The organism is Sphingomonas pollutisoli (assembly GCF_029167165.1).
In the GTDB taxonomy this organism is placed as follows: Bacteria; Pseudomonadota; Alphaproteobacteria; order Sphingomonadales; family Sphingomonadaceae; genus Sphingomonas; species Sphingomonas pollutisoli.
The window spans coordinates 648,166-660,653 of sequence record NZ_JARFNJ010000001.1; the positions used below are offsets into that span (position 1 = coordinate 648,166).

At 69.5% G+C, this 12,488-nt stretch carries 12 protein-coding genes and 1 tRNA gene; 10 read left to right on the forward strand and 3 right to left on the reverse strand.

Translation table 11 applies throughout. From position 1 onward, the window contains the following. The first annotated feature begins 109 nt into the window (after positions 1 to 109). From pyrE to PX554_RS03200, 5 genes are all read left to right on the forward strand, one after another. Positions 110 to 694, forward strand: coding sequence for an orotate phosphoribosyltransferase (gene pyrE, locus PX554_RS03180; protein WP_275498863.1), 585 nt, complete (start codon positions 110 to 112; stop codon positions 692 to 694). Between the two features lie 97 nt (positions 695 to 791). Continuing rightward, the gene (locus PX554_RS03185; RefSeq protein ID WP_275498865.1) at positions 792 to 1,520 is read left to right on the forward strand and encodes a pyridoxine 5'-phosphate synthase; all 729 of its coding nucleotides are present in this window, start codon (positions 792 to 794) and stop codon (positions 1,518 to 1,520) included. A gap of 106 nt (positions 1,521 to 1,626) precedes the next feature. Next, positions 1,627 to 2,037, forward strand: a complete 411-nt coding sequence (gene acpS, locus PX554_RS03190; RefSeq protein WP_275498866.1) for a holo-ACP synthase — start codon at positions 1,627 to 1,629, stop codon at positions 2,035 to 2,037. A gap of 4 nt (positions 2,038 to 2,041) precedes the next feature. Beyond that, complete coding sequence (gene lepB, locus PX554_RS03195; RefSeq protein WP_275498868.1) at positions 2,042 to 2,923, forward strand: signal peptidase I; 882 nt, start codon at positions 2,042 to 2,044, stop codon at positions 2,921 to 2,923. Continuing rightward, positions 2,920 to 4,005, forward strand: a complete 1,086-nt coding sequence (locus PX554_RS03200) for an AI-2E family transporter (RefSeq protein ID WP_275498870.1) — start codon at positions 2,920 to 2,922, stop codon at positions 4,003 to 4,005. The genes lepB and PX554_RS03200 overlap by 4 nt, the downstream gene beginning before the upstream one ends. A 40-nt stretch (positions 4,006 to 4,045) precedes the next feature. On the opposite strand, the gene PX554_RS03205 is transcribed toward PX554_RS03200, so the two are convergent. Next, positions 4,046 to 5,227: a glycosyltransferase gene (locus PX554_RS03205; RefSeq protein WP_275498872.1), complete on the reverse strand. Its 1,182-nt coding sequence runs from the start codon at positions 5,225 to 5,227 to the stop codon at positions 4,046 to 4,048. Positions 5,228 to 5,426: 199 nt separating this feature from the next. On the opposite strand from PX554_RS03205, the gene PX554_RS03210 reads away from it, so the two are divergent. The 3 genes from PX554_RS03210 to PX554_RS03220 are packed head-to-tail and all read left to right on the forward strand — an operon-like array spanning position 5,427 to position 8,099. Next, positions 5,427 to 6,380, forward strand: a complete 954-nt coding sequence (locus PX554_RS03210) for a hypothetical protein (RefSeq protein ID WP_338061561.1) — start codon at positions 5,427 to 5,429, stop codon at positions 6,378 to 6,380. After that, on the forward strand, positions 6,367 to 6,903 hold the full coding sequence (locus PX554_RS03215; RefSeq protein ID WP_093223426.1) for a DUF2141 domain-containing protein: 537 nt from the start codon (positions 6,367 to 6,369) through the stop codon (positions 6,901 to 6,903). The genes PX554_RS03210 and PX554_RS03215 overlap by 14 nt, the downstream gene beginning before the upstream one ends. A 5-nt stretch (positions 6,904 to 6,908) precedes the next feature. Next, positions 6,909 to 8,099 carry a glycosyltransferase gene (locus PX554_RS03220; RefSeq protein WP_093223425.1) on the forward strand — a complete coding sequence of 397 codons (1,191 nt, stop codon included), beginning with the start codon at positions 6,909 to 6,911 and terminating at the stop codon, positions 8,097 to 8,099. Here PX554_RS03220 and PX554_RS03225 read toward each other — a convergent pair. After that, complete coding sequence (locus tag PX554_RS03225) at positions 8,086 to 9,528, reverse strand: DUF2029 domain-containing protein (protein ID WP_275498875.1); 1,443 nt, start codon at positions 9,526 to 9,528, stop codon at positions 8,086 to 8,088. The genes PX554_RS03220 and PX554_RS03225 overlap by 14 nt on opposite strands. Before the next feature lie 79 nt (positions 9,529 to 9,607). Between PX554_RS03225 and PX554_RS03230 the strand changes: the two genes are divergently transcribed. Next, a complete protein-coding gene (locus PX554_RS03230; protein ID WP_275498877.1) occupies positions 9,608 to 11,242 on the forward strand; it encodes an alkaline phosphatase D family protein in 1,635 nt (544 codons plus the stop codon). A 28-nt stretch (positions 11,243 to 11,270) separates the two neighbouring features. After that, complete coding sequence (locus PX554_RS03235; RefSeq protein ID WP_275498879.1) at positions 11,271 to 12,350, forward strand: DUF2252 family protein; 1,080 nt, start codon at positions 11,271 to 11,273, stop codon at positions 12,348 to 12,350. A 23-nt stretch (positions 12,351 to 12,373) separates the two neighbouring features. Here the strand turns inward: PX554_RS03235 and PX554_RS03240 are convergent. Then, positions 12,374 to 12,448 (reverse strand) — tRNA-Thr (locus PX554_RS03240). Positions 12,449 to 12,488 lie beyond the last annotated feature (40 nt).

A 12,488-nucleotide genomic window follows, 5' to 3' on the forward strand; every position in this document is an offset into this window, starting at 1 on the left:
CATGAAGCCGCGTTTATTTGGCGGCGCGCCGGGTCGCGGGCGTTGCGCGGCGCCGGCCGCCCCCCTAATCAGGCGCACCCCGTCAGCCCAAATCGACCGAGCGAGCGCGATGACCGAAGACCAAGTCCTGGCCGAATTCCGCGCCGCCGACGCGCTGCTCGAAGGCCATTTCATCCTCTCCTCCGGCCTGCGCAGCCCGCGCTACCTGCAATGCGCGCGCGTGCTGATGGACCCCAGGCGTGGCGCGCGGCTCGCCGAGGCGCTCGTCGCCAGCCTGCCAGCGGACATCCGCGAAAGCATCGAGGCGGTGGTCTCGCCGGCGATGGGCGGGGTGATCGCGGGACACGAAATGGGCCGCGCGCTCGGCGTCGAGGCGATGTTCCTCGAACGGCCCGAAGGCGTGTTCGAGCTGCGGCGCGGGTTCCGCCTCGCCCCCGGCACGAAGGTGCTGATGATGGAGGACGTGGTGACGACCGGCCTCTCCTCGCGCGAGGCGATCGCGGCGATCGGCCGCGCGGGCGGCGTCACCGTGGCGGCGGCGGCGCTCGTCGACCGCTCGAACGGGACCGCCGATCTGGGTGTGCCGTTCTTCCCGCTGGTCCGTATCGACGTGCCGACCTACGCCGCCGACGCGCTGCCGCCCGAGCTTGCGGCGATCCCGGCGGTGAAGCCCGGCAGCCGGGCGGCGGCGTGATGCGGTTCGCCCCCATGCCGTTCGTGCCGAGCGAAGTCGAGGCACCTGCGCTCCGGGCCTGTCCCTCGACTGCGCTCGGGACGAACGGGGGACGGAAGTGACCAACGCCCTCCGCCTCGGCGTCAACATCGATCATGTCGCGACGGTGCGCAACGCGCGCGGCGGCGCGTATCCCGATCCGGTACGCGCCGCTCTGGTAGCCGCGGAGGCGGGCGCCGACGGCATCACCGCCCACCTGCGCGAAGACCGCCGCCACATCACCGACGACGACATCGCGCGGCTCACGGCCGAACTGACGATCCCGCTCAATTTCGAGATGGCGGCGACCGACGAGATGCGCGCCATCGCGCTGAACCATCGCCCGCATGCCGCGTGCATCGTCCCGGAAAAGCGCGAGGAGCGCACCACCGAGGGCGGGCTGGATGCGGCGGGCCAGTTCGCGCAGCTCGCGCCGCTGGTCGCCGACCTGTCGGCGGCGGGCATCCGCGTGTCCTTGTTCATCGAACCCTCGGCGGCGCAGATCGAAGCGGCGGTACGGCTCGGCGCGCCGGTCGTCGAGCTGCACACCGGCCGCTATTGCGAGCTTTCGGGCGCGGACCGGAGCGCGGAGCTGCGGCGGATCGCCGATGCGGCGGCGCTGGCGGCGAAGAATGGGATCGAGGTCCATGCCGGGCACGGGCTGACCTATGACAATGTCGCGCCGATCGCGGCGATCCCGCAGGTGCGCGAGCTCAACATCGGCCATTTCCTGATCGGCGAGGCGATCTTCCTCGGGCTGGCCGAGAGCGTGCGGCGGATGCGCGACGCGATGGACGCGGCGCGGTGAGCGGCAGGTTTCGTCGCCCCGGCGCAGGCCGGGGCCGCCGCGTTTCGGGCGACCGGCGCGCCAAACAGCCCAGCGGCCCCGGCCTGCGCCGGGGCGACGAGGCTTTATGATCATCGGGCTCGGCTCGGACCTGTGCAATATCGAGCGCATCCAGAACTCGCTCGACCGTTTCGGCGAGCGTTTCGAACAGCGCGTGTTCACCGAGGTCGAACAGCGCAAGGCGGCGCGGCGCCCGTTCACCAAGGCGGGCACGCTCGCCAAGCGCTTCGCCGCCAAGGAAGCCTTTTCGAAGGCGGTGGGAACGGGTTTCCGCGCCGGCGTGTTCATGAAGGACATCGGCGTCGTCAACGCCCCCTCGGGCGCGCCGACGCTGGCGCTGACCGGGGGCGCGCGGGCGAGGCTTGACGCGATCACCCCCGAAGGCCACGTCGCCTTGGTGCATCTGACGCTGACGGACGATCACCCCTGGGCGCAGGCGTTCGTCATCATCGAAGCCGTACCGCGTACAGGAAGTTGACTGCATGAGTGAGGACGTAGCGTTGGACCCCGCACACGAACCGGCCGAGACCGCCGGCCCCGCGCCGGCGCGCCGGACCGACTGGTGGGCGGAGATACGCGGCATCGTCTGGCTGGTCCTCGCGGTGCTCGGCTTCCACACCTTCATTGCCAAGCCTTTCTACATCCCCTCGGAATCGATGCTGCCGGGGCTGGAGATCGGCGATCAACTCGTGGTGAGCAAATTCCCCTACGGCTGGTCGTTCATCTCGCCGACCTTCCACCTGCTGCCCTTCATCCACGGCCGGCTGTTCGGCCGGCTGCCGGAGCGCGGCGATGTCGTCATCGTCACGCCGCCGGGCACCGAGACCGATTACATCAAGCGCGTGATCGGCCTGCCGGGCGAAACCTTGCAAGTGCGCGGCGGCGTGGTGTTCATCAACGGCGTGGCGCTGCAACGCGGCCCCATCCATTATGCGCGCATTCCGGTCGATACCAACACCAAGTGCAGTGACGACGTCTATCCGGGCGCGCTCGAGACCGGCGCGGACGGCAAGGCCTATTGCCGGCTGCCGCTCGTCACCGAGACGCTGCCCAACGGGCGCCATTACGATACGGTCGAACTCGGCTACAGCCGCGGCGACGATTACGGCCCCGTCAAGATCCCGGCCAATCACGTCTTCCTGATGGGCGACAATCGCGATCGCAGCTCGGACAGCCGCTTTCCGCTCGCCGCGCCCGATCTCGGCCTGGGCGGCCCGGTGCCGTGGGAATATCTCGGCGGTCGCGCCGAATTCATCACCTTCTCGAAGAGCGGTGACGGGACGTGGAACCCGCTGACCTGGGGCCAGTCGTTCCGCGCCGGCCGCGCCGGCACCTCGCTCCACCCGGCGCGAAACCCGCAATGAGCGACCACCCGCCGCTGGTCATCTCCGCCGAACCGGGGCCGAACGAGCTTCGCGACCCCTTCGTCCGCAAGGAGATGAAGCGCGCGGCGGTATGGTTTGGCATGGGCGGCGCGCTCGCGCTGGTCGTGCTGCTGATCCAGCCCTTGCTCATCATCTTCGGCGGGCTGGTCTTCGCCGCCATGCTCGATGGCGGCGTCCGCCTGCTCGGTAAGGTGCTGCCGATCCCGCGCGCGTGGCGGCTGGTGATCGTCGTGGTGCTGACCGTGATCTTCATCGTCGGCACCGGCTATCTGACCGGGATGCAGGTCGCCGCGCAGTTCGAACAATTGCGCGCCACGCTGATGGCGCAGGCGATGCGGCTGATGGCGTGGCTGTCGAGCATCGGGCTGATGCCGGGCAAGGCCGATATCAACAGCATGATCCAGCAGGCGCTCGGCTCGTTCGGCAAGCTCACCTCGTGGGTCGGCACCGCGATCGGCGCGATCACCAGCCTGGTGATGGTGATGGTGATCGGCCTGTTCATCGCGATGGAGCCGCGCCTCTACGAAGCCGGGCTGCAATGGATGCTGCCGACCGACACGCGCCGCGAATTCGCCATCACGGTCGAACGGATGGCCAAGACGATGCGCAGCCTGCTCGCCGGGCGGCTGCTCGGCATGGCGCTGGAAGGCGTGATGACCGGCATCGCGCTCGCCTTCGCGGGCGTGCCGATGGCGCTGGTGCTGGGCATCATCACCGGCGTGCTCGCCTTCATCCCCAATATCGGCGCGATCGTGAGCGGGCTGATGATGGTCGCGGTCGGCTTCAGCGCCGGCGTGCATACCGGCGTGCTCGCGATCATCATCTATTTCGTGATCCAGACGTTCGACGGCTACGTCGTCATCCCGATGGTCGCGCGCAAGACGGTCGATCTCCCGCCGGCGCTGACGCTGTCGGCGCAGATCCTGACCGGCACGCTGTTCGGCGTGCTCGGGCTCGCGCTCGCCGATCCGATGACCGCGATGATCAAGGTCGCGCTCGAACGCAATTCGGAGCGCACTGCGCGCAAGGATGCCGATGCCGCCGGCGAGGCCGATGCCTAGACTCTGATCGTCGCCGGACGCCGCGACGGAAACGCGGGGTTCAGACGCGTTCGCGAACCGGGCCGCGCAGGAACGACGCGCAGATCGGCAGTGCCGGCAAGGCCGGTACGGCGACGTTCGCCGCCGGCACGCCGGCGCGGCGCGCCAGCACCAGATCGTCGAACAGCTCGAGATAGGCCGCCGCCGAATCGGCGCCCGGTTGCGGCACCGGCGCGGGGCGCGGCTGGCCGGGGGCGAGCCAATGGTCGAGCGCGGCGACCAGCGCCGCCGGATCGTTCGCATCGACCACCGTGCCGAGTGCCGGCGACGCGATGATTTCGCGCACCGCCACGCTCGAATCGGTCGCGACGACCGGCGTGCCCGCCGCGAGCGCCTCGCGCAGCACGCCGGGCACGCCCTCGAAATCGGAGACCAGCGCCAGCGCCTCCGCATGTTCGATCGCGAAGCTGGGATCGGTGACATGGCCGGGCAACGTGACCCGCTCGCGCAGGCCGAGCGCGGCGACCTGTGCCTCCAGCGCGCCGCGCGCCTCGCCTTCTCCCAGGATCATCAGGCTGATGTCGCGATCGGCGAGCCGCGCGAACGACGCGATCAGCCGGTCCCAGCGCTTCTGCGGGGCGAGCCGCCCGACACCGAGCAGAAACCGTCCGTCGGGCACGGGCGAGCGCGGGGCGTCCGCGACGCGCCGCACCGGCGGATTGGGGATGACACTAAGCTTCGTCGCAGGCAGCCCGGTCGTGCGGATCGCTTCGGACTTCATCGCCGGCGTCATCGCGACGAGATGATCGACGAAATGGCGGTGCCAGCCGAGCCACACGCGATAGGCCGGCGTGAGCGGCCAGCCCTGATCGCGGCGGTCGAGCGCGTTCGAGACCTTGGCGACGATCGGCGGGCACGCGCTGCCCAGCCGCAACCGTATCCACGCGGCGACGGCGGTATAATGGTTGCCGGGGCAGAAGATCAGGTCCGGCGCGAGCCACGCCGCGATCTCCGCGACGCGGGCCATGCCGAGATACGAAGCATCGCCCAGCTCGATCACGTCGACGCCGAGCGGCACCTTGGCGGCGAGCGGACCGGCGGCTTCGCCGATCACCAGCGTCACACGCCTGCCGAGCGCGATCCAGCCCGCTGTCAGGCGAAGCAGGGCATCTTCCACCCCGCCGCCTTTCAACGTCTGCGCATACGTCAGAACATGGGCGGACGGGGCGCGCGGGCTGAGCATCAGGACGTTCCTAACCCCCGATTGTCGCAAAAGTTTCGCACCCGATACGGAAAATGTTGCGATGCGAAAAGGGCGGAACTAGAAAAAGGCTTGAGCATTGTTGAATCCCGTCGGAATCCGATCAGGTTTGCCGATCGCTGGATATCCGGCTAAGCGCCGCCGGTGCTCGACGCGATCGGGCGGTTACGGACTATCCCAGGTGGACAAATTTCCCTTCGGGGCGGCGGCACAGGCGCGTGCCGCCGACTCTCCGGTTCCCCTTCCCCCCGATCTCGCCGGCCTCGAGCCGATGCAGACCATCAAGCGCCGCTGGCCTTCCTATCTCGGCGCGGCGGTGACGGTGGTGATGGTGCTGCTGCTCGGGCGGCAATTGCTGTCGACCGGGTTCGCCGGGCTGGAGCAGACGCTGCCCGACAGCCCGTGGTTCTACGTATTCTTCCTGATGCTCTATTTCTCGTCGGTGACGGGCGATTACATCATCTTCCGCAAATTATGGCGAATCCCGCCGGAGGGCTTCGTCGCGCTGGCGAAGAAGCGAATCGCCAACGACATGCTCAATTATTCGGGCGAGGCGTATTTCTACGCCTGGGCGCGGCAGCGTACCACGCTGGTGGCGGCGCCGTTCGGCGCGGTGAAGGACGTCAGCATCCTCTCCGCGATCGCGGGCAACGCCTTCACCTTCGGGCTGACGGTGGTCGCGCTGTCGCTCTATCTCGGGCTGCTCACGCCGCACCAGCAGCGCATCGCGATCTGGTCGACGGTGATCGTGTTCTTCATGTCGGTGCCCTTCCTGGTCTTCTCGAAGCGCGTCTTCTCGCTCGCGCGGCGGACGCTGTGGTGGATCTTCGGCGTGCATTTCCTGCGGCTGATCGCCGGATCGGTGCTGATCGCGCTGACCTGGCATTTCGGCATGCCGAGCGAATCGATCGGCATGTGGCTGCTGCTCGCGTCGCTTCGCATGATCGTGTCGCGGCTGCCGCTGGTGCCAAACAAAGACCTTTTTTTCGCCTTATCCACTCCACTGATCGGTCAGAGTGACGAGGTGAGAAATCTCATCGCATTGACGGCGGGCCTCACGCTCGTCGTCCATGTGGTGCTGGTCGCGTTGTTCAGCCTGTCCGGGCTGCTGAGGAAGAGACATGCAGGTTCGTAGCCTGGCGGCGCTCGCCGCCGCCCTCGTCGCCATCGGCGGCACCCCCGCGGCCGCGCAGGCCGGCGTGCTCGGCAGCGACAGCGCCGCATGCCTGGGCGGCGGCGGTCCGGCGATTCGCGTCAATGTCGACGGCCTGAAGGACCGGATCGGCGAGCTGAAGCTCGAACTCTATCCCGCCAACGACGCCGATTTCCTCAAGGACGATCGCGATCTCATCAAGGAAGGCAAGTTCTTCCGGCGCGTCCGCGTGCCCACCCCGGCGACCGGCCCGATCTCGATGTGCATCAAGGCGCCGACGCCCGGCAAATACGCGTTGCTGTTCACGCACAATCGCGACGGCAAGAACAAGTTCAACTTCTGGTCGGACGGCGCCGGCTTCCCGAGCAACGAACGGCTCGGCCGGGCGCGTCCGAAGCTCGACATGGCGACGATCAGCGTGCCCGAGGGTGTCGTGACGACCGACATCCATGCACAGTATCTCCGCGGACTGGGCGGCTTCGGCCCGATCAGCAAGGGGAGCTGACGCGCATGCGGATCGTCGACGTCAATGAGTTCTACTCGCCCACCGGCGGCGGCGTTCGCACCTATATCGACCGCAAGATGGGGATCATGGCGGATCTCGGTCACGAGCTGATCGTGATCGCGCCGGGGCAGAAGAACGAGATCGAGGAGCGGCCCGGCGGGGGGCGCGTGGTCTATATCAAGGCCGGGCGGCTGCCGTTCGATCGCAATTACGGCCTGTTCTGGGATCCCGCGCCGATCACCCATGCGCTCGACCAGCTCCAGCCCGATCTGGTCGAAACCTCGTCGCCGTGGCGTCCGCCCTGGGTGGTCGGCAAGTGGCAGGGCGATGCGGTGAAGACCTTCTTCATGCACAACGACAATGTCGCCGCTTATGCGCTGCGCTGGTTCGAGCATCTCGCGCCGGTCGAGCGGATCGAGCGCGCGTTCCTGTGGTACAGCCGGTACATGACCGGCTTCCTCGACCATTTCGACGCGGTCGTCACCAACGGCCCCGCGCTCGAGAAGCGGCTGAAGGCGCGCGGCGTGCGGATCGACGCGTCGATGCCGCTCGGCATCGAGATCGGCCATTTCTCGCCCGATCTGCGCGACGAGCGGCTGCGCGCCGCTTTGCTCGCCCAGTGCGGACTGCCGCCGCACGGGCATCTGCTGCTCGGGCTCGGGCGGCACCATCCCGAGAAGCGCTGGCGGCTGGTGATCGACGCGGTCGAGCGCGCGGGCGCGGACCTGCCGGTCGGGCTGATCCTGCTCGGCGCGGGTGTCGAGACGCAGAAGATCGAGAAGCGCGTCGCGGGCAGCCCGCATATCCGCCTGTTCCGCCCGGTCTATGACCGTGAGCGGCTGGCGCGGATCCTGGCGAGCTGCGACGCGCTAATCCACGGCTCCGAGGCCGAGCCGTTCGGGCTGGTCGCATCCGAGGCGATGGCGGCGGGCCTGCCGCTGATCGTGCCCGATACCGGCGGCTGCGCCGAAGTCGCCGATCCGCGCTCGTCCGAACTCTACACCGCGCGCGACGCCGGCTCGGCGGCGCTGGCGATCGCCCGGCTGTTCGCGCGCGACCAGAAGCTGCTGCGCCGCGCCGCGCATGTCGCCGCCGGCAAGGTCCGCAGCGACCGCGAGCATACGATCGACCTGATGGCCTATTACGAGGGGCTGGTCCGCGCCAAGCGCGAGGGCAAGCGACTCAACGCGGCCTGATAAAGAGGCGGAAGCGGCCGCCCGGCACGGCTTGCGCGCGGTAGCCGTGCGTGCGCGCCCACGTCTCCAGCGGACGCTCGAGCGCGGCGTCGCCGCTGGTCCACGCGCCCTCTCCGCCGAGCAGGATCGCGCCCGGCCTCCCGAGCGCAGCGAGCCGGTCGCCCGACACCGCGTGCAGCGCAGGCTCCTGTGCAGGCGTGAGCAGCGCGTGGCTGCGAAAATAGAACGGCCCGGCCGCGAAGCGCGGATCGACCGCATACCCGGCGCCGGGCAGGAACTGCGGCGAGAGCGTGACGACCGGGCCGGCAACGCCCGCGCGGTCGAGCGCCGCGCCGATCGCCGCCGACTGGCGCATCGCCGCGATCATCGGCACGCCCGACCGGGCGCCGGCGAGCGCGATGAGGCTCGGCGCGACGCCCGCGATCACGAACACGCCGGTCAGCCGCCGCGCGATCCGCCCCGGCGGGCGCGCTTCGATCGCCAGCGCGAAGCGCACGAACAGCGGCGGCAGCACCGGCGCGAGATATTGCCGCCAGGTCGGCGCGGGCATCAGCGCCGCGACGAACGCGGCGAGCAGCAGCGCGTCGAGCAGCAAGCGAGTCGGGTCGCGCCTGCGCTCGCGCGCGACCGCGACGATCGCCACCAGCGCGGGGCCGAGCGCGAGGAACTTGAGCGTGTCGACGAGCTTGGCGAGCGGGCCGAGCTTCCACGCGCGCCCGTCCGCGACATAATATTCCGCCGGCGCGCGGGTCGGGAAGCCGAGCACACCGAAGCCGAACGCAGCCGGATCGGCGCGGTAGAACCAGCCGACCAGCAGCGCCGCCGGCGCCGCCCCGAGCGCGACCAGGAATGGCCGGTGCCGCCGGTCGGCGAGCGCCAGCACACCATAAGCGAGCGCAGGCACCGCATAGGACACTTTCGCCGCCGCCGCGCCCGCGAGCAGCAGCCCGGCGAGCAGCGCCGATCCGGGCGTCGCGCGGCCCAGGCTCGCCCGCACCATCGCGGGCAGCGCGGCGGCGAACAGCGCGAGCGGCAGAGCGTCGTTGCGCGCGGTGCCGATGCTGAACAGCAGGATGTCGCAGCAGCCGAACAGCGCCGTCGCGGTGATCGCGGCGCGCGAGCTCACCCCCGCGACCCGCGCCGCCCGGTACACGCCGGCAAACGCGGCCGCGCCGAGCAGTGCGTTGACGATCCGCAGCATCGGCCAGGCCCAGGCGCCCGCGATCCCCGCCAGCGGCGCGAACAGCAGCGGCTGGAGCGGAGCCTGGAGGTAGAGATAGTCCAGGTACGGCAGCCGCCCCCGCGCGCTCAGCCACGCCGCCGCGACATATTGGCTTTCGTCATGGTCGAGCGGCCGCGACAGCGCGAGCAGCGCGAGGAGGACGGCCAGTGCGGACCAGGCGGACACGCCGCGAACCGGAAGCTTCATCGCGCGAGGCTCTAGCGTGTCACGACCGCGAAACAACCCGGCGGCACAGCAGGCGCACCGCCACAAGGATCTTGCCGCCATGACCGTTCACACCCCCCGTCTCGACCGTCGTTCCTTCCTGCTGACCGGCTCGCTCGGGCTGGGGGCGTTCGCGGTACCGGGGTTCGCGCAGACCCCGAACGTGACCGACGGGCGCGGCTTCACCCATGCGGTCGCGAGCGGCGAGCCGGCCTCGGATTCGATGCTGCTGTGGACGCGCTATGTCCCCGCGAGCGGCGACGCGGTCGAACTGCGCGCCGAAATCGCCGAGACGCCCGACTTCGCGCGCGTGATCGCGAGCGGCGCGCAGATCACCGGGCCGTGGCGCGACCATACCGCCAAGATCACGCTCGACGGGCTGAAGCCCGGCACGACCTATCACTATCGCTTCATCGCGCCCGACGGCAGCTTCTCACCCGTCGGCCGGACGCGGACGCTGCCGGAAGGGCCGGTGCGCAGCTTCCGCGCCGCGATCTTCTCCTGCTCGAACATGCCCTATGGCTATTTCAACGCTTATGGCCATGCCGCCGCGCGCGACGATCTCGATCTCGTCGTCCATCTCGGCGACTATCTCTACGAATATGACCGCAACCATTATCCGACCCCGGCCGAGGCGGTCGGCGGGCGCGTGCCCGAGCCGGCGAGCGAGCTGATCCACCTCACCGACTATCGGCTGCGCTATGCCAGCTATCGCAGCGACCCCGATCTCCAGCGGCTCCACCAGCTCCAGCCGATGATCGTGCAGTGGGACGATCACGAATCGTCGAACGATAGCTGGGAGGGCGGCGCCGAGAACCATCAGGCGAACGAAGGCGATTGGACGCTGCGCAAGATCGCGTCGATCCAGGCGTATCGCGAGTGGATGCCGGTCTCGGACGAACCGTGGAAGGCTTATGACATCGGCGGCCTCGCCACGCTGTTCCGCACCGAGACGCGGCTGCTCGCGCGCACCCGCCAGCCCGATATCGCACCGCTGTTCGCGCAGGCCGATCCGATCGCGGCGCTCAAGGCGTTCCGGGACGGCGCGTGGATGGACCCCGCCAAGACGATGATGGGCTCGCAGCAGGAAAGCTGGCTGGCGCATGCGATGCGCGGTTCGGTCAAGCAGGGGCAGCGCTGGCAGGTGGTCGGCTTCGGTACGATCCTGGGCCAGACGGTGATGCCCGAGATCGCGGCGAGCTGGGTTTCGCCGACCGGCCCGGCCCGGGCCCGCGCCTATGTGACCGCGGGCATCGCGGCGGCGAAGCTCGGCCTGCCGTTCAACTATGACAATTGGGGCGGCTATCCGGCGGCGCGGGCGCGCTTCCTGCGCTCGGCGCAGACGATGGGCGCCAATCTGCTGGTCCTGTCGGGCGACAGCCACAATGCCTGGGCCTATGATCTCGCGCAGGACGGCAAGGCCGCCGGCGTCGAATTCGCCGGGCACAGCGTCACCTCGCCCGGCTACGAATCGCAGATGAGCATCGACCCCAACACGGTCGCCGCGGCGCTCGTCGCGAGCAACCGCGAACTCAAATGGTGCGATACCAGCCGGCGCGGCTATATGGCGCTGACGCTCACGCCCGACAGCGCGACCAACGAATGGATCATGGTCGATACGATCAAGGCGCATTCGACCGCGGCGAGCATCGGCCACACCGCCAAGGTCTCGCGTGGACGCAACGTGATGGCGTGAACCGCCGCGCCGGGTCTAGCATCGGCGGATGAGCGATATCCACGATTCGGTTCGGCGCTACGAAGGCTGGCTGCGCGAACAACTCGGCGACGAGATCGTCGAGAAGGATCTCGTGCGCAAGCGCGCGAAGATGGCGAAGACCGCCTTCGTTTTCCTGCGCGCGACCTACTGGCGCTGGGCCGAGACGATCCTGTCGATCCGCCCCGACCTCGCCGACGCGGCGCCGGTGCTGGCGATCGGCGACACGCATCTCGAGAATTTCGGGACGTGGCGCGATGGCGAGGGACGGTTGGTGTGGGGGGCGAACGATTTCGACGACGCGGCGGTGATGCCGTGGCCGCTCGACATCGTCCGCCTCGCCGCGTCGGCGCTGCTGGCGGGCGGCGAATCGGCGGAGGATATCTGCGACGCGGTGTGGGATGGCTATCGCGCCGGGCTCGCCAAGCCGCGGCCGCTGATCCTCGAGCGCGAACATCGCTGGCTGCGCCGCGAGATCATGCTGCCCGAGACCGAGCGCACCGAATGGTGGCGCAAGCTCGCGCCGGGCGCCAAGGCGCGCGCGGCCGGCGCGGCGGCGCCCGCGCGCTTCCATGCGGCGCTGGCGGCGGCGTTCGCGCAAGTGACACCGGATGCCGGTGAGGCTTTGCCGATCTTCGCCCGTACCGCCGGCACCGGCAGCCTCGGCAAGCCGCGCTACGCCGCGCAGATCACCTGGCTGGGCGGCCCGGTGGTGCGTGAGGTGAAGGCGATCCTGCCCCCGGCGTGGGCGGCGTTCGGCCCCGGCACCGACGCGACGGTCCGCGCCGGCACGATCGCCCACGCCGAAACGCGCGCGGTCGATCCGCATTACCGCGTCGAGGCGGGGCTGGTGGTGCGGCGGCTGTCCCCCAACAGCCGCAAGATCGAGGCGAGCGACGCGGGCGCGGTGCTGATGTCGGCGGAGATGCTGCGGCTGATGGGTCGCGAGATCGCGACCTGCCATGCGGGCGATGTCACACGGCTCGCAACGGTGCGCGCCGACGCCGCGCGCCGCGACGCCGACTGGCTGCGCGATCACGCGCGCGCCGCCGCGAAGGCGGTGAAGCGGGACTTCAAGGCGTTCGCGTGATCCGCGACGACCGGATCAAGAAATGGTGCTGCCGGTGAGGATTGAACTCACGACCTCAGCCTTACCAAGGATGCGCTCTACCACTGAGCTACGGCAGCATTTCCGGTTATCGCGGAGCGGGCGTAAGAGACGAGGCGG